Source organism: Streptomyces tateyamensis (assembly GCF_003205575.1).
In the GTDB taxonomy this organism is placed as follows: domain Bacteria; phylum Actinomycetota; class Actinomycetes; order Streptomycetales; family Streptomycetaceae; genus Kitasatospora; species Kitasatospora tateyamensis.
The window spans coordinates 50687-66658 of sequence record NZ_PYBW01000043.1 but is presented as its reverse complement, the minus strand read 5'-3'; the positions used below and the strand labels follow the sequence as shown (position 1 = coordinate 66658).

At 75.5% G+C, this 15972-nt stretch carries 14 protein-coding genes and 1 pseudogene; 12 read left to right on the top strand and 3 right to left on the bottom strand.

Annotated features, from left to right (window positions below):
* Window positions 1–33: 33 nt before the first annotated feature.
* Entirely contained in the window at window positions 34–1590 is a 1557-nt protein-coding gene (locus C7C46_RS14110; protein ID WP_110669470.1) for an APC family permease, read from the bottom strand.
* Between the two features lie 169 nt (window positions 1591–1759).
* Here C7C46_RS14110 and C7C46_RS14105 point away from each other — a divergent pair, with 169 nt between their 5' ends.
* A complete protein-coding gene (locus C7C46_RS14105; RefSeq protein ID WP_245984411.1) occupies window positions 1760–2443 on the top strand; it encodes a TetR/AcrR family transcriptional regulator C-terminal domain-containing protein in 684 nt (227 codons plus the stop codon).
* A gap of 124 nt (window positions 2444–2567) precedes the next feature.
* Window positions 2568–3032: a phage tail protein gene (locus tag C7C46_RS14100; protein WP_110669466.1), complete on the top strand. Its 465-nt coding sequence runs from the start codon at window positions 2568–2570 to the stop codon at window positions 3030–3032.
* Between the two features lie 22 nt (window positions 3033–3054).
* Here C7C46_RS14100 and C7C46_RS14095 read toward each other — a convergent pair whose 3' ends face one another.
* Entirely contained in the window at window positions 3055–3459 is a 405-nt protein-coding gene (locus C7C46_RS14095; protein ID WP_110669465.1) for a hypothetical protein, read from the bottom strand.
* 253 nt (window positions 3460–3712) lie between these two features.
* On the bottom strand, window positions 3713–5050 hold the full coding sequence (locus C7C46_RS14090) for a tetratricopeptide repeat protein (RefSeq protein WP_110669463.1): 1338 nt from the start codon (window positions 5048–5050) through the stop codon (window positions 3713–3715).
* A 210-nt stretch (window positions 5051–5260) separates the two neighbouring features.
* Between C7C46_RS14090 and C7C46_RS14085 the strand changes: the two genes are divergently transcribed.
* The 10 genes and pseudogenes from C7C46_RS14085 (at window position 5261) to C7C46_RS37550 (ending at window position 15876) form a co-directional block, all read left to right on the top strand.
* Complete coding sequence (locus C7C46_RS14085; RefSeq protein ID WP_146259089.1) at window positions 5261–6331, top strand: acyltransferase domain-containing protein; 1071 nt, start codon at window positions 5261–5263, stop codon at window positions 6329–6331.
* Complete coding sequence (locus C7C46_RS14080) at window positions 6328–8142, top strand: acyl-CoA dehydrogenase family protein (RefSeq protein WP_110669455.1); 1815 nt, start codon at window positions 6328–6330, stop codon at window positions 8140–8142. The genes C7C46_RS14085 and C7C46_RS14080 overlap by 4 nt, the downstream gene beginning before the upstream one ends.
* The gene (locus tag C7C46_RS14075; protein ID WP_281278542.1) at window positions 8139–9170 is read left to right on the top strand and encodes a 3-oxoacyl-ACP synthase III family protein; all 1032 of its coding nucleotides are present in this window, start codon (window positions 8139–8141) and stop codon (window positions 9168–9170) included. The genes C7C46_RS14080 and C7C46_RS14075 overlap by 4 nt, the downstream gene beginning before the upstream one ends.
* 28 nt (window positions 9171–9198) lie before the next feature.
* The gene (locus C7C46_RS14070; protein ID WP_110669452.1) at window positions 9199–10038 is read left to right on the top strand and encodes an SDR family NAD(P)-dependent oxidoreductase; all 840 of its coding nucleotides are present in this window, start codon (window positions 9199–9201) and stop codon (window positions 10036–10038) included.
* A complete protein-coding gene (locus C7C46_RS14065) occupies window positions 10035–11126 on the top strand; it encodes a beta-ketoacyl-ACP synthase 3 (protein WP_110669450.1) in 1092 nt (363 codons plus the stop codon). The genes C7C46_RS14070 and C7C46_RS14065 overlap by 4 nt, the downstream gene beginning before the upstream one ends.
* Window positions 11123–11377 carry an acyl carrier protein gene (locus C7C46_RS14060; RefSeq protein WP_181442348.1) on the top strand — a complete coding sequence of 85 codons (255 nt, stop codon included), beginning with the start codon at window positions 11123–11125 and terminating at the stop codon, window positions 11375–11377. Before C7C46_RS14065 ends, C7C46_RS14060 begins: the two co-directional genes overlap by 4 nt.
* On the top strand, window positions 11374–12615 hold the full coding sequence (locus C7C46_RS14055) for a beta-ketoacyl-[acyl-carrier-protein] synthase family protein (RefSeq protein WP_110669446.1): 1242 nt from the start codon (window positions 11374–11376) through the stop codon (window positions 12613–12615). The genes C7C46_RS14060 and C7C46_RS14055 overlap by 4 nt, the downstream gene beginning before the upstream one ends.
* Window positions 12616–12744: 129 nt before the next feature.
* Window positions 12745–13965, top strand: a complete 1221-nt coding sequence (locus C7C46_RS14050; RefSeq protein ID WP_110669443.1) for a hypothetical protein — start codon at window positions 12745–12747, stop codon at window positions 13963–13965.
* Between the two features lie 225 nt (window positions 13966–14190).
* Window positions 14191–14709, top strand: a pseudogene (locus C7C46_RS37555) (carbohydrate binding domain-containing protein); the annotation flags it as partial.
* Between the two features lie 165 nt (window positions 14710–14874).
* On the top strand, window positions 14875–15876 hold the full coding sequence (locus C7C46_RS37550) for a chitinase (RefSeq protein WP_425470067.1): 1002 nt from the start codon (window positions 14875–14877) through the stop codon (window positions 15874–15876).
* The last annotated feature ends 96 nt before the right edge of the window (window positions 15877–15972 follow it).

Genomic DNA, 15972 nt, shown 5'->3' with positions numbered 1-15972 from the left:
TCCCCGGGGAGCCGTTCGGCTTCTCCCGGTCCGTCAGAGCACCGCGGGCGTCGGCTCGCCGGTCTCCGGCCGCTCGGGCGGCGCGTCACGCATCAGCCGCTGCGGGCGGCGCACCAGCAGGTAGCCGAGGCCGGCCAGGGTGACCAGCCCGACTCCCAGGACCGCCGCCCAGACCTGGTACCAGGGCGCGCCGGGCGGGGCCAGGATGGTGCGGGGCCAGCAGATGTTGACCACCTCCAGCCCGGTCCAGACCACCGCCAGCGCGTTGATCGCGGTGCCCGCCCGGCCGTACCGGACCGGGCCGGACGGCCGCCAGGTGCCGCGCAGCCGGGCGGTCAGCGAGACCACCGTGAGCAGGAAGAACGGCAGGAAGGTGGCGGCGGTCCCGAAGGTGATCAGGCTGCCCATCGCGGCCGACCTGAGGCCAAGCGGCAGTGCCGCCGAACTGATCACGGTGGCCGCCACCAGGCCGCCGATCGGCGCCTTGTGCCGGTTGACCGCGCGGACCCTGGCGGAGAACGGGAAGACGCCGTCGCGGGCCAGCGAGTAGAGGCCGCGGGCCGCGCCGCCCTGGGAGGCCATCAGGCAGGCGGTGAACGAGACCAGCACGACGACCACGAACGGCTTCGCCGACCAGCCGCCGAACGCGGTCGTCACGGCGGTGGTGACCGGATCGAGGTCGGCGCCGCGCACCACCGCGGCCGGGTCCGGGTGGGCGAGCTCCACGGCCACCGCGTTCAGGATCACCACCGTGCCGACGCTCAGCAGCGCCCACCACATCGCCCGCGGCACCTGGCGGGCGGGGTCCTTGGTCTCCTCCGCGGTGGAGACGCAGGCGTCGAAGCCGATGAACGCCCAGCCGCCGACCGCGACCACGGCGAGGAAGGCCGCCGTGGTGGAGACCCCGGCGGTGGCCGGGGCGTGCAGCAGGTCGGTCAGCAGGCCGAAGCCGTGGCGCCGGCAGAAGAGCAGCAGCGCGAGGCCGACCAGCACCGAGGCGACGGCCTCGGCGGCGATGCCCAGCGAGACGAACCAGCGCAGCAGGTTGATGCCGTAGGCGTTGACCAGGGCGCAGACCAGCATGAAGACCACCGAGACGAGCACCAGCCGGGTCGGCGTCGGGGTCAGGCCGAAGAGCGCGAAGAACCACGGTGAGGCGAGGTAGGCGACGGTGGTGTTGGCGAACATCACCGCGAACTGCCACATCCAGCCGGTCAGCCAGGCGAAGGCGGGGCCGGCCAGGCGCCGGCTCCACTGGTAGGCGCCGCCGGCCAGCGGCCACTGGGAGGCCAGCTCGGAGTAGACCGCCACCACCAGCAGCTGGCCGAGCAGGCAGACCGGCAGGGCCCAGACCCACGCGCCGCCGGCCACGCTCAGCCCGACCTGGCTGACCGCGTAGAGGCCGACCACGGGGGAGACCACCGCGAAGCCCATCGAGATGTTGCCGAGCACGCCCAGGCTGCGGCGCAGCTCCTGGCGGTAGCCGAGGGCGGCGAGGCGGTCGGCGTCCGTGCCGTTCCCGTCGGAGCCGGTGGTGCCACCGGTCGCGCCGGGGCCGGTCAACCGCGTTCTCGGAGGGCTGTCGGTCATGCTCGTCCACCTCGCCGTCGATAAACTAACTTTGTTAGTCCGGGACGGTAACCCGTTCCCGCACGTCGGCGGAAGAGCCGTGACCGGGCTGTGACCAGGGATGTACTAGCGTGAGCGGCGACAGGTACGGGGGAGGGCGGCACAGGTGGGGCGACCGAGCAGGCCGGGGATGAGCCGCGAGGGCATTGCCAGGGCGGCACTGGACCTGGTCGACGAGCAGGGGGCCGACGGCCTGACCATGCGCGCCATCGCCGACCGGCTCGGGGTGAAGGCCGCCTCGCTCTACCACCACACCAGCGGCAAGGACGCGCTGATCGAGGCGCTCGCCGAACTGGTCAACGCCGAGATCGACCTGACCCCGCTGGCCGAGGAGACGGGGGACTGGCGGGACGCGCTGGCCGCCTACGCGCGCAGCTACCGCGCGGCCTTCCTGCGCCACCCGCACACGATCGCGCTGCTGGCCCGCCGTCAGGTCGCGGCCGAGCGCCAACTCCTCGGCTACGAAGCCCTGCTGGCCGCCCTGGGCCGGGTCGGCCTGGCGCCGGCCGACGCCGCGGAGGCGGCCGCCGCGCTGGACTACCTGGTGCTCGGATCGGCGCTGGAGACCTTCAGCGCGGGCTTCACCCGGCCGGCCCACGCATACCGCCCGGCGTATCCGGCGCTGGCCGGTGCGCTGGAGGCGTCCGCCGCGCGGGACGAGGATGCGCGGGACGGGGCCGCGCGCGGGGAGAGCGACCGGGGCGAGGCCGCACGCGGGGCGGGCGGAGGGCCGGCCGGACTGGACGAGCGCGGCTTCGAGCTGGGCCTGCGGCTGCTCCTCGACGGGCTGGCCGCCCGGCTGCCCGGCCGCTGATCGCCCCGCCGCGATCGATCAGGAACCGAGAAGCCGGGCGGCGGCCCGGGCCGTAGCGTGAACACGTCGCCGAACGAACCCGGCGCGGTGCTCCGCCACCGGCCGCCACCAGCAGGAGGACCCCGTGTCGTACACCGTGGACTTCGAGAACGTCTCCACCACCGGTCTGGAATCGTCCCCGGTCGCGGAACGGCTCGCCGGGCTGCGGGCCAACGAGGCGCGCTACTTCAAGAACAAGTACGACCACGTCTTCACCGTCACCCCGGCGAAGGAGGCCCCGGAGGCGCTTGACCGGGTGACCCGGATCCTCGCCGAGGAGCGCGACATCGTCATCGCCGCCCCCGCCCTGGAGGTCAGCTCCTTCGAGGCGGGCGGGTTCCGGATGGACTACGTGTTCTACCGGTCGGGCCTGGCGGTCAACGTGATGTACGGCATCGAGCCCGGTGCCAAGCGGGCCGTGGGCTTCAGGCTCTCCGAGGGCATGGAGGTGCCCGAGGAGCTCGCCACGAAGTTCAAGTTCGCGCGGCAGAAGTCCAAGCTGGCCGGCGAGATCCGCGGCTCGTTCTTCGTGATCAAGGGTGAGTACTAGGGTCTGTCTGTCTCACGCTGTCTCACGGCCTCCTCGGCGGGGCGGGTGCGCCGCTGCCGAGGATCAGGGCTTTGGCGCTCTGGTACTCGGCCGGGGTCAGCAACTGGTCCCGCAGCAGGTCCGCCAAGGCCCGCAGGCCGGCGGCGACGCCGGAGCGGCCGGCGGCGAGGTCGTGGTGCTGGGCGATGGCCTGGGCGACCGCGTTCCTGAGCGTCTCGAAGGCCGGCTGCTCGGTGCGGTCGAACCCGGCGGTGGCGTACTCGCCGACCTCGCCGGCGGTGGCGAAGACCAGCGCCCCCATGGAGGAGCGGCCGGCCTCGCGCCAGCGCAGCTCGGTGATCATCGGGATCGGGATCCGGGTCGAGCCCGGTCCGAGGCTGTTGGTGCGGTGCCGCACCAGGCTGACGAACACTCCGTCGAAGAACACGTCCACGCTTCTGCCATGGGCGACTTGGTCCACCGCGACCCGTCCTCGCTGCCCGGACCCCCGGGCCGTGCGCCACCGTGGGGGAGGCAGAGTTCCTCGCCCCGTGGCGGAAGTCTGCCTGTCGCCGAGGCCCGATATGGTGGTACGTATGCGAATTCACTCCATCTGGTGAAGTAGGAGCACCGGGTCACCGGGGCGCAAGGGGTGGGGCGGACCGCGCAGTTGGAGCACGGCCGGCGCGGACCGGCGCGGGTCAGTGCGGGTGCAGGCTCGCAGCGCGCTGCAGCAGGTGGTCCGCACCCGGTGCGCGCCGGTGCGGGAGCAGCAGGCGGCGCAGCCGCTCGGCTGCCGAGCGGGCCCGGCGGGAGTCCAGCAGCGGGTAGAGGTCGAGGAACTCGTGCCAGGTGGTGCAGGCGGCCGCCAGGTGTCCGGCCGCGAGCTGCGCCTCGGCGAGCCGGCTGAGCACGACGGCGCGCGAGCGCGACTCGGTGCGTGGCCGGTGGGCGGTGGAAGCCTCCAGGAACTTGATCGCCCCTGCGCGGTCGCCGAGTTCGACGTGGACCAGGGCGCGCTGGTGGTCCCAGGAGGCGCGGTGGTAGTCGCCGACCGCCGGTGGCGGGCCGGTGGCACCGGCCAGGCGGTCCCGGGCCTCGCCGAGGTGGCGGTGCGCCGCCGTGCGGTCGCCGACCGCGGCCTCGGAGAGCGCGAGCTGCCCGAGCACGGCGGCGCGCAGCCGCACCGAGGAGGGGGCCAGGTGGCAGTCGGCGGCGGCCTGCGCCAAGCGCAGGCCCTGCGCCCGCAGGCCGAGTTCGTAGGCCAGCGCAGCCATCGCGCGCAGGGCCATCGCCTGGCCGGCGGTGTCCCCGGCCTCGCGGGCCAGCGTCAGGCTCAGGCGGTAGTACTGGTTGGCCAGCCCGTTGAGCTCGTCGTCCAGCTGCATGAAGGCGCACAGGTACGACAGGCGGGCGGCGCCGCTCAGGATGCCGGCCCGCCGGACGGGCGGGGCGGGCGCGGCGAGCATGGGCGCCACCGTGGTGGCCAGGAACGCGGCGAGCGCCGTCCTGGCCTGGCCGCCGCCCTGGATCCGGTCGACCGCGGAGAAGGCGGGCAGCAGCAGGGCGAGGGTGTCCGGATCGGTCGGCGGTCGGCCCCCGGGCGCTGCGGTCGCCTCGAACTGGTCCGGCGGGCCCGGTGGGTCCGGTGGGTCGGTGAGCTGGTCGGCGCAGAGCGGCTGGTAGACGAGGAAGTCCCCGCGCCGGTCCGGCGTCAGGGCGGCGGCGGCCAGCCGGGCCAGCAGCGCGCCTGTGTCCGGCGGCACCGCCGGTTCGGGCCGGGGCGCGCCGAAGCCGGCCTCGGTCAGGGTGATCCGCCGGCGGAGCCGGCGGCCCAGTGCCGCGCAGACCAGCTGGGCGGCGGGCGGCCGGGGCACCGTCCCGGTGAGCCACTGGTGCACCGAGGCGCGCTGGTAGGACAGGCTCTGGCCGGATTCGGCGGCGATCTGGTTGACCGCCCGAGCCAGCTGCTCCCCGGTCCAGCCGGCTTCCGTGAGCAGCCCTCGAAGGCGGTTGTTCGGTATGCGGCGGACGGCCATGGTCTCCCTCCGGTGTTCGGGCACGGTGGGGTCTCGGCACGGCGAGCGTAACTGACGTGATGTCAATGTGGCTGTGTTTTAACAAATTTGACGGACCAAAACTCTTGACAGATCCGCCGCTTCGGGGGCGGGTCCGCGGTGGCGCCGGGATCCATCATCGAGGGCATCGGCAACCCGGTTCGGGTACGCCCTCGGAAGGAGGCAGCAACCGTGCGCTCGGCCCCGTCCAGTCCGGTGTTCGCCGGCAGTGTCGTCCACCTCTTCTCCGGGCAGGGTGACTTCGCCCTGACACCGCTGCTGCGGCTGCTGCCCCGGGTGCCCTCCCTGGCGGCGGCGGTCGCCGAGGTCTTCGCCCAGGCGGACCGCGCCGCCGCCGAGTTCGGGGTGGCACCACTGGGTCCCCGGCTGCTCGGCAGCTCCCCGCCCAGCGCCGGTGCGCTGGCCGGAGAGCCGCCGGGGGCGGTGCAACTGGCGCTGTTCGGCGTCTCCTTGGCGGTCCACCGGGCGCTGGAGGCGGACGGCTGCCGGGCGGACCGCCTGGTCGCGGTCAGCTTCGGCGAGATCCCCGCGCTGACCGCGGCGGGGTGCTGCTCGGTCGCCGACGGAGCCCGGCTGGCCGGCCGGCTCGGGCAGTTGCTGACCGGCCACGGCGGCGGCATGACGCTGGTGGGCGTCGGTCCGGCCGGTACTCGGGCCCTGCTCGACCGGGCAGGTCCCGCGGCCGACACCGTCGTGCCTGCCTGCGTCAACCACCGCGACGAGACGGTGCTCTCCGGCCCGCTCGACGCGCTGGCGGCAGTCGAGCGGTTCGCCGCCCGGAAGGGCGTCTCCGTGCAGCGGCTGCGGCTGCCGTTCATGAGCCACCATCCGGCGCTCGCCCGCGAAGCCGGCGCCTTCGCGCACTACGCGCGCCGGCTCCGGCTGGTTCCGCCGCGCCGACCTGTCTTCTCGGTGGTGGCCGGCCGGCTCTACGGCCCGGACAACGACCTGCCGCGGGCCCTGTCGGCCTGCCTGGTGCGGTCGTTCACGCTGCCGGCGGTGCTGGGCGCGGCACTGCCCGGCGGCTCGCTGGCCGTCGAGGCGGGCACCGGCCGGGCGCTGGCGAACTCCGTGCGGCTGATCGACCCCCGGCAGCGGGTGTGCGCCCCGCTGGCCGAAGGGTCCTGGCTCGGCAGGTGCCCGCGCGGAGGCCGCGTTCCGGACGGACGTGCGCCGAGCCGCGCCCAGGACAGCGGCTGCCGACGCCGACCGACCGACACCGCCGCCCGGAGGCAGCTATGAGCACCCCACCCCACACCCCCGGCGTGCTGGCCCGACTGCGCACCAGGCTGAGCTCCAGCCAGGTGACGGCGATCAACACGCTGCTGACGGAGTATCAGCCGTGGTCGTCCACCGGCACCAGCGCCCACCGCCGACTGGCCCGGCTGGCGGCCGCACTGCCGCCGGCGGCCGAGGTGTTCGGGGATCCCGAGCTGCTGGCGGCGCTCGGCGAGGCGACCGTGCTGGCGGACCCCGCGCTCTACCAGACCTTCCTCTCCCACTACGTCCTCTGCGTCGGCTCGCTGGTCCTGCTGGACGGCAAGGCCGCCGACCCGGACGGTGGGCTGGCGCACGCGCGGACCAAGGGCTCCTTCATGGTCACCGAGGTCGGCGAGGCGAGCAGCCACCTCGCGATCCGCACCGAGGCCCGGTTCGACCCGGTGCGGCGGGAGTTCAGCCTGCACACCCCCGACGCCCGGGCCGCCAAGTTCTCCTCGGTCGCAGCGCCCGGGCTGCCGCAGCAGGCGGTGGTCTGCGCACGGCTGCTGACGGCAGGGCAGGACGGCGGCGTGTTCTCCTTCCTGGTCGACATCACCGGCAGCGACGGCCTCCCGGTCCCCGGGGTGTCCGTCTCCGCGCTGATGCCGGTGGCCGCGCTGCCGCTGCCCTACGGCCTGGTCCGGTTCGACGGTGCCCGCGTCGGCTACGAGCGCTGGCTCGCGGACGGGGCGGTGCTCGACACCGGCGGGGGGCTGCACGACCCCCAGCCCGGCCCGGACGCCCGCCTGCAGCGGACCCTCGGCTGCGGCCAGGCGCTGTGGGCGACGCTGCCCGCCGCGATGGCCGCGCTGGCGGGCCGCAGCGCCGCCATGGCCTGGCGGTTCAACGCGGGCCGCCGCAGCCACGGCCGACTGGCGCCCGGGCTCCCGGTGCTGGCCTACCGGACCCAGCAGCACGCCGTGCTCGGCGCCCTGGCCACCGCCCACTCGCTGCGCTGCACCGCGAGGGCGGCGCTGGCCGCCTGGACCGACCCGCCCGCCGCCGCGCCCGGGCAGGCGGCGATGACCTTCTCCCCGTGGGCGGCCGTCGACCACTCGCTCGCCCTCTTCAAGGCGCACACCACCCGGGCCGCCGCCGAACTCGTCGACGACCTGCAGCACCGGTGCGGGGTGTCGGGCTTCGTCGACCGCAACCGGCTGGCCGGCTACCTCGGCTTCGCCCGGGCCTTCGACAACGCGGGCGGCGACAACACCCTGATCCTGCTGGACGCGGGCCGGGCGATCGCCGCCGAGCGGGCCCGCGACCCGCAGCCGCCGGGCCCGCCCCCCGAGGTTCCGGCCGACCCGACCGAGGCCCGGTGGTGGCCGGCGGCGGCCGCCCTGCTGGAGGCCGGGCTCGCCGAGCGGCTCGCCGCCACCGTCCGGGCCCGGGAGGCGGCGGGGCACCGCGACCTGGAGCTGTGGAACCCGCTGCTGGCGGACCTGCTGGAACTGGGCGACCTGCGCGCCCGACGCCTGGCGGCCGCGGCCGCCAGGGCCGGCTGCGGCTGGCCGGTCCCGCACGCCGCCGACCTGGCCGCCCTCGACGGCCTGCGCCAGGCCCGGCGGCTGGCCGGCCCGCTGCTCGCGGCCCGGGTGCTCACCCCCGCCACCGTGCGCGGCCTGCCCGCCGCCATGGACGCCGTCTGCGACCGGCTGGGTCCGGCCGCCGCGGACCTCGCGGCCGCGCTCGACCCCGGTCCGGACCCGGCCCGCACCGCGTTCGACGCGCCCGACTACGCCACCGCACTGCTCGCCGCCCATCAACTCGCCGACGACTGGAGCACCTCGTGAACCGCACTGTTCCCGGCCTCGGGATCCTGGGCATGGGCAGTTGTCTGCCGGCCACCGTGCGCGGCAACGACGAGGTCGGCCCGCCCGCCGGCGTCTCGGCAGGCTGGATCACCGAGCGGACCGGCGTGCTCGAACGGCACGTGGCGGGTCCCGAACAGGCCGCCTCCGACCTCGCCGCGGCGGCGGTGCTCGCCGCCTGCGAGGCCGCCGGGATCCGCCCGGACCAGCTCGACCTGCTGGTGGCGGCGACCTCCACCCCCGACGAGCTCGGGCCGGCCACCGGCTGCCGGATCCAGGCGCTGACCGGAGCGGTCAACGCGGTGGCGCTGGACGTCAGCGCGGCCTGCTCCGGCTGGCTCTTCGCCGCCAAGGTCGCCCACAGCTGGCTGGCCACCAGTCCGGGCACCCGGTACGCGGCCGTGGTCGGCGTCGAGGCCTACTCGAAATTCGTCGACCCCACTCACCGGGGCACCGCCGTGCTCTTCGCCGACGGCGCCGCCGCCGCCGTCCTCGGGCCGGTACCGGCGGACGCCGGGTTCCACGGCTTCCAGCTCGGTTCGGACGGGCGCGGCGCCCACCACGTGCTGATCCCGGCCGGCGGCAGCCGGATCCCGGCCGACGCCGCGACCCTGAGCGCCGGGCTGCACCACATCCACATGGACGGCCGGGTGGTGCGGGACTTCATCGCCGAGATCTTCCCCCGGCTGGTCGACCGGGCCCTGGCCGGGCACGGGCTCGACCTCAAGGACATCGACGCCTTCGTCACCCACCAGCCCAACCCGCTGCTGCTGCGCACCGTCGCCGACCGGATCGGCATCCCGCCCGACCGGCTGCACATCACCGGCGACCGCACCGGCAACATCGGCGCGGCCTGTGCCCCCTACGCGCTGGCCGACGCCGCCGCCCGCGGTCTGCTCCGCGACCGCGCCCGGGTGCTGATCTGCGTCTTCGGCGCCGGCCTCACCTGGGGCAGCGCCCTGCTCACCTGGACCGGCGCGCCCGCACTTCGCGCCCCCGTCAGTACCTGAACATGCGTCAGAACCGGAGGACCCCGCCGTGACCATCCTCGACCGCTTCCACCTCGACGGCCGCCGGGCCCTGGTGACCGGTGCCTCGCGCGGCATCGGACGGGCCGTCGCCCTCGCGCTCGCCCAGGCCGGCGCGCGGCTCGCCCTCTCCGCCCGCACCGAGACCGCCCTCAAGCCGACCGCCGACCAGGTGGCCCGCTACGGCGGCCCGCCCGTACTGGTCCCCGGCGACCTCGCGGACACCGGCCAGGCCGCGCTGGTCGACCGGGCCGCCGAGGCGCTGGGCGGCCTGGACATCGTGGTGCACAACGCCGGCATCCTGCCCACCGCCCCGGACGGCAGCACCCTGCTGGCACCGCTTCAGTACCTGCCGCAGCCGGTCTGGGACGAGGTGGTCGCGGTCAACCTCAACGCCACCGCGGCCCTTTGCCGGCACGCCCACCCCCACCTGGCCCGCTCGGACAGCGCCAGCCTGGTCCTGATGTCCTCGGTGGCGGGCGTGGTGGGCACGCCGATGATGGAGGCCTACGCCGCCAGCAAGGCGGCCCAGGTGTCGCTGGCCCGCAGCCTGGCGGCCGGCTGGGCGCGGGCCGGGATCCGGGTCAACGCGCTGTGCCCCGGCTGGGTCCGCACCGACATGACCGCCGCCGTCCACACCGACCCGGCGCTGACCGACTGGCTGCTGGCCCACGTGCCGATGGGGCGCTGGGCCGAACTGGAGGAGGTCGCCGCGGCCGCGCTCTTCCTGGCCTCGCCCGCCGCCGGCTTCCTCACCGGTCAGGCCGTGGTGGTGGACGGCGGCCTGTCGGTCCCCGACGGCGGGCTGGCCGGCATCCCCAAGCCTTCCTCCCCGTTCGTCCTGCCGTGAACGCCCCGACCTCGGCCCGTGGCGCCCGCACGGCGGTGATCGCCGGACTCGGCGCCAGCCTGCCGCCGCGGGAGCTGACCAACGCTCAGATCATCGACCGGGGCGCGCTGGACACCAGCGACGAGTGGATCACCCGGCGGACCGGTATCCGGCGCCGCCGGCTGGCCGGTCCCGGCATCAGCACCGGTGACCTGGCCACCGCCGCCGCGCGGGCCGCGACCGAGGCCGCCGGCCCGGCCGCCGGGCCGCCGGACCTGCTGGTGCTGGCCACCACCACGCCGGACCGCCCCTGCCCGGCCACCGCACCGGAGGTGGCCCACCGCCTCGGCCTCGGGCCGGTCCCGGCGTTCGACCTGTCCGCGGTCTGCTCCGGCTTCCTGTACGCGCTGGCCACCGCAGGTGCCCTGGTGCGCAGCGGCACCTGCCGCGCGCCGCTGGTGGTGGCGGCCGAGAAGTACTCGGCGATCATCGACCCCTTCGACCGCGACACCGCACCGCTGTTCGGCGACGGCGCGGCGGCCGTGCTGCTGCGGGCCGGGAACAGCACCGAGCCCGGGGCGCTGCTGGCGACCGACTGGGGCAGCGACGGCAGCGGCAGCGACCTGATCGCCGTGGCGGCGGGCGGCTCGCGGCTGCCCGCGGCGGCCGGCCCCGACCGGGCGGACCGCTACTTCCGGATGCAGGGGCGACCGGTCTACGCACAGGCCGTGCGGCACATGACCGCCTCCGCGGCGGCCGTGCTGGCCGCCACTGGCTGGCCGCCGGACGAGGTGCGGGCCTTCGTCGGCCACCAGGCCAACCAGCGGATCCTGGACGCGGTGGCCGACCGGCTCGGCATCGCGGCGCAGCACCGTTTCGGCAACCTGCGCGAGGTCGGCAACACCGCGGGCGCCTCGGTGCCGCTCGCCCTCGCGGACGCGGTCGCCCGCGGGGTCTGCCCACCCGGCGCCCCGACCCTGCTCTCCGCCTTCGGCGGCGGCCTCACCTGGGCCTCCGTCACCCTGCGCTGGCCGGACGCACCCGTGCGCACGGCCGTCCCCGAACCGCGCGCCCTGGCGCGCGCCCACCAGGAGGTCAGCATCCCGTGAACCCGATCCGTGAACACCTGCTCGCCCTGCTCACCGAGAAGTTCGACGCGGCGGGCGCCGAAGTCGACGACGCCAGCACCCTGGAGGACCTCGACCTGGACTCGCTGGCCCGGGTCGAACTGGTCGTCACCCTCCAGGAGCACTGGGGCGTGGCGCTCGACGACGACACCGACTCCGCCGCCGAGGTGACGGTGGGCCGGCTCGTCGAGCGCGTCCAGGAACTGCTCGGCCGGCCCGCCCCGGTCGAATGACGCCGGCCCGCGAGCCGCTCGCCGTCACCGGGCTGGGCCTGGTCACCCCGGCCGGCTCCGGGGTCGCAGCGAGCTGGCAGGGCGTGCTCGACGCCCGCCCCACGGCGGCACCGGACCCGGAGCTGGCCGGACTGCCGGTCGGCCTCTCCTGCCGGGTGGCCGGCCCGGCGGGTGCGCCCGGGGTCCGCCAGCCGTGGCGGCTGGACCGGGCCACCCACTTCGCCCTGGCGGCCGCCCGGGAGGCCGTCGCCGACGCGGGCCTGGACCCCCGCGGGTGGGACGGCGCCCGGGTCGCCGTGGTGCTCGGCTCGGCCGCCGGGGGCGTGGGCAGCTACGAGCGGGCGGTCGAGCGCTACCGGGCCCAGGGCCCCGGCGCGGTCTCCGCGCTGGCCCTGCCGGCCTTCCTGCCGAACATGGCGGCCGGTCAACTCGCCCTGGACCTCGGCATCACCGGCCCGGTGCTGCACACCGCCACCGCCTGTGCCTCCGGGGCCTCGGCCCTGCATACCGCCGCGCTGCTGCTGCACGCCGGAGCCTGCGACCTGGCGCTGGCCGGCGGCACCGACGCCATGGTCACCCCCGTCTGCGTGAGCGGGTTCGCCCGGATGAAGGCGCTGTCCCGCAACCCGGACCCGGCCCGCGCCGCCCGCCCCTTCGACGCGGAGCGGGACGGCTTCGTGATCGGCGAGGGAGCCGGCTTCCTGGTGCTGGAACGCCAGGCCGACGCGCGGGCCCGGTGGGTGCCGCCCCGGGCCTTGCTGGCGGGCGCCGCGGCGAGCGCCGACGCCTACCATCCGGTCGCTCCGCACCCCGGGGCACGCGGGCTCGAAGCGGCCCTGCGGCTCGCGGTCCGCGAGGCCGGCGCCGAGCTTGCGGAGGTCGACCACGTCAATGCGCACGGCACCGGCACCCCGCTCAACGACGCCGCCGAGGCACGCCTGATCGACCGGGTCTTCGGGCGGCGCCCACCGTCCGTGACGTCCGCCAAGGGAGCCCTCGGGCACACCATGGGCGCCGCCGGCGCGATCGAGGCCGCGCTGACCGTGCTCTCCGTGCAGCACGCGCTGGTGCCGCCGACCGCCGGGTTCCGGGTGGGGGACCAGGACACCCGGGCGATCGACCTGGTCCGTGCGGGCCCGCGCCGCCAGCAGTTGCGACTGGCCCTGAGTACCTCGGCCGGGTTCGGCGGTCACAACGCGGTGCTCGCCTTCACCCCGGCGGGCGGCGGGAGGGGCTGACCCCGCGCCCCCGGGAACGCGCCCCTGTGCGCCGTGCGCTCCCGGTCACCGGTGGGCGGTGCGCGTCGCGCCGGGGCCGGGCCGGCCGCTGCTGGGATGCTGGCGCCGATCCCGAGCGGAAGCGGCTGAATGAACAGGTCTTGCGTGGTGGGCGAGTTGACTGCGTCGGCGGAGTGTCCGCCGGGCCGGGCCGTGGTCGCCACCAGGTTCCGGCACGGCGACCGCGCTGCCGTCCACTCGCCCGGGGCCGAACTGCTGGCCGGAACGCTCGACCGGTACGGGCTGACCGCCGCGCTGGGCGTGCTCGGGCCGCCCGGTCCGGCGGCCGTGGACAGTGCCGGGTTCGCGGTCTCCTTCGAACTGGGTGCCCCCGGGTACGCAGGTCTGGCCGCCGTGGTCGCCCCCGGTGACCGCGACGCCCGCGAGCTGACGCGGCGCGCGGTCGAGCGGTGGGCCGCCGTGCTGAGGACCAGGCTGCTGGTGGCGACGGGGTCCGCGCCGCACTGCCGAGGAGCACGCGACCTGGCCGAGGCGGTGCGCCAGGCCGGGCAGGCCACGGCCGGGCCGGTCCTGGTGTCGGCGGCCGGCGGGTGTGGAACGGCTGCCGCCGAAGCCGAGGGGGCGGCCCCGGCGGCCCGGGCCGGCGAGGTGCTGGTGGTCGGCCCGCTGGGCGCCCCCGACCAGACGCGCCGTCAGGCGCTGGCGGTCGGCGCCACGGTGGTCGACGTGCCCTGCCGCCGGTTGGCGGCGGCCGAGGCCGAGATCGCCCGGCTGGCCGGAGCCGGCGAGCAGGTGCTGCTGGCCGCCCGGGAGGACACCGCGGCCGTGCGCCGTCTGGCGGGATCGCCCCAGGTCCTGGGCGTGGTGACCGGGCGTCAGGACTGCGCCCAGGTTCGGGTCCCCGATCCGCGCCGGGTGGGCGTGGCGCTCAGCCCCGGGCAACCGGTGCAGCCGCTGCTGCGGCTCAGCGACGAGTTGCGCCGGCAGTTCGGCCACATCGTCCCGCAGCACCCGTCGACCTACTGTTTCGAGGCCGACGACCGGCGCGACAGCGTCCGGGCGGTCGCGGCGCTGGCGGACCTCCTGCTGGTCGCCGCCGCTCCGGACGACGCCGAGGCGGCCCGGCTGGCCTCCTGGGCGCCCCCGGGCGTGGCCGTGCGGGTGGTCACCGGTGTGCGCGAGATCGAGCCCGAATGGCTGGCCGGCGTCGGCGCGGTCGGCGTGACGGAGACGGTGCACGCATCCGTCGCGCTCGCCGGGCAGATCCTGGCCGCCCTGCGCGGTCTCGGCCCCAGCGACACGGTCTACCGATCGGTGACCACCCGCCGGGCGGGCACGGGCCGTGAGTGACGGTCACCCGGGCGCGGGTGCCGGCCACGCACGCCGCGGTGCCGCACGCAGCGGACGGCCGCGGCGCCGGCTTCGGGCCGGCCTGGACCAATTGGAGAATTGGTCCAGACCTATTGACGGGGCTTGCCGCCGCTCCTACGATCCGGACCGGCACAGCCCCACCTGTCCCCACCTCACCCAGAGCCGGGCGTCACGCCCCCCACACGCGATGGCCGTCCCGACGCCATGCGCCCGGCGGGAAGGGAGCACCACATGTTCCAACGCGCAGTGCGGGTGAACCGCACCGGTCGCGCCGAGCACGGATCGGCCCTCCTGACGCGCACCGTCGCCGGGGTGAGCGCGGCGGCCGTCATCGGCACCGGGCTCGCCGTGGCCGGCACCTTCACGGCCGGTGCCGCCGCGGCCAACCTGGTGGCCAACCCCGGCTTCGAGAGCGGACTGTCCGGTTGGAGCTGCACCGGCGGGTCCGGAGCGGTCGTCAGCAGCCCCGTCCACTCGGGAAGTTCCGCGCTCAAGGGCACCCCGGCGGGCCAGGACGACGCCCAGTGCAGCCAGACCGTCAGCGTGCAGCCCAACTCGCAGTACACGCTGAGCGCCTACGTCCAGGGCAGCTACGTCTACCTGGGCGCCACCGGCACCGGCGCGGCCAGCGACCCGTCCACCTGGACGCCGGGCAACGCCTCGTACGGCCAACTGAGCGTCAGTTTCACCACCGGGGCGAGCACCACCTCGGTCACCGTCTACCTGCACGGCTGGTACGGACAGCCCACGTACTACGCGGACGACGTGGCGCTGACCGGCCCCGGCGGCAGCGGCAGCCCCACGCCGACCACGGCGCCGCCGACGACCGCCCCGCCCACCACGGCGCCGCCGACCACCGCCCCGCCGACCACCGCGCCCCCCACCACGGTGCCCCCCACCAGCGCCTCGCCGACCACCACGCCGCCCGGCGGTGCCACCTGCGCCACCAAGCCCCGGCCCGCGGGCAAGGTGCTGCAGGGCTACTGGGAGAACTGGGACGGCGCCTCGAACGGCGTCCACCCCGGCATGGGCTGGATCCCGATCACCGACAGCCGGATCGCCGCGAACGGCTACAACGTCATCAACGCCGCCTTCCCGGTGATCCTCTCGGACGGCACCGTCGAGTGGCAGGACGGCATGGACACCAACGTCAAGGTCGCCACCCCGGCCGAGATGTGCCAGGCCAAGGCGGCCGGGTCGACCATCCTGATGTCGATCGGCGGTGCGGCCGCGGGCATCGACCTGAGCTCCAGCGCGGTGGCCGACAAGTTCGTGGCGACCGTGGTGCCGATCCTGAAGAAGTACAACTTCGACGGCATCGACATCGACATCGAGACCGGCCTGTCCGGCAGCGGCAGCATCGGCACCCTGTCCGCCTCGCAGGCCAACCTGGAGCGCATCATCGACGGCGTGCTCGCCCAGATGCCGGCCGGCTTCGGCCTGACGATGGCTCCGGAGACGGCGTACGTCACCGGCGGGAGCGTCACCTACGGGTCGATCTGGGGCGCCTACCTGCCGATCATCAAGAAGTACGCCGACAACGGCCAGCTCTGGTGGCTGAACATGCAGTACTACAACGGCAGCATGTACGGCTGCTCGGGCGACTCCTACCAGGCCGGCACCGTGCAGGGCTTCACCACCCAGACCAGCTGCCTGAACAGCGGCCTGACCATCCAGGGCACCACCGTCAAGGTGCCCTACGACAAGCAGGTGCCCGGCCTGCCGGCCCAGTCCGGCGCGGGCGGCGGCTACATGGCGCCGAGCCTGGTCAGCCAGTCGTGGAACTCCTTCAGCGGCTCGTTGAAGGGCCTGATGACCTGGTCGATCAACTGGGACGGCTCGAAGGGCTGGACCTTCGGCGACAACGTGAAGGCACTGCAGGGGCGTTGATGCCCCGTTGACCTCGCGTCGACTGTTTGTCGGCCCGCGCCCCGGGACTCGGATCCGAGTCCCGGGGCGCGGGCTTTCCCGGTTCCGGCCGTCGTT

Coding starts and splice junctions, on each gene's coding strand:
- C7C46_RS14110 (WP_110669470.1), bottom strand. CDS start 1,590: ATGACCGACAGCCCTCCGAGAACGCGGTTGACCGGCCCCGGCGCGACC.
- C7C46_RS14105 (WP_245984411.1), top strand. CDS start 1,760: ATGAGCCGCGAGGGCATTGCCAGGGCGGCACTGGACCTGGTCGACGAG.
- C7C46_RS14090 (WP_110669463.1), bottom strand. CDS start 5,050: ATGGCCGTCCGCCGCATACCGAACAACCGCCTTCGAGGGCTGCTCACG.
- C7C46_RS14080 (WP_110669455.1), top strand. CDS start 6,328: ATGAGCACCCCACCCCACACCCCCGGCGTGCTGGCCCGACTGCGCACC.
- C7C46_RS14055 (WP_110669446.1), top strand. CDS start 11,374: ATGACGCCGGCCCGCGAGCCGCTCGCCGTCACCGGGCTGGGCCTGGTC.
- C7C46_RS14050 (WP_110669443.1), top strand. CDS start 12,745: ATGAACAGGTCTTGCGTGGTGGGCGAGTTGACTGCGTCGGCGGAGTGT.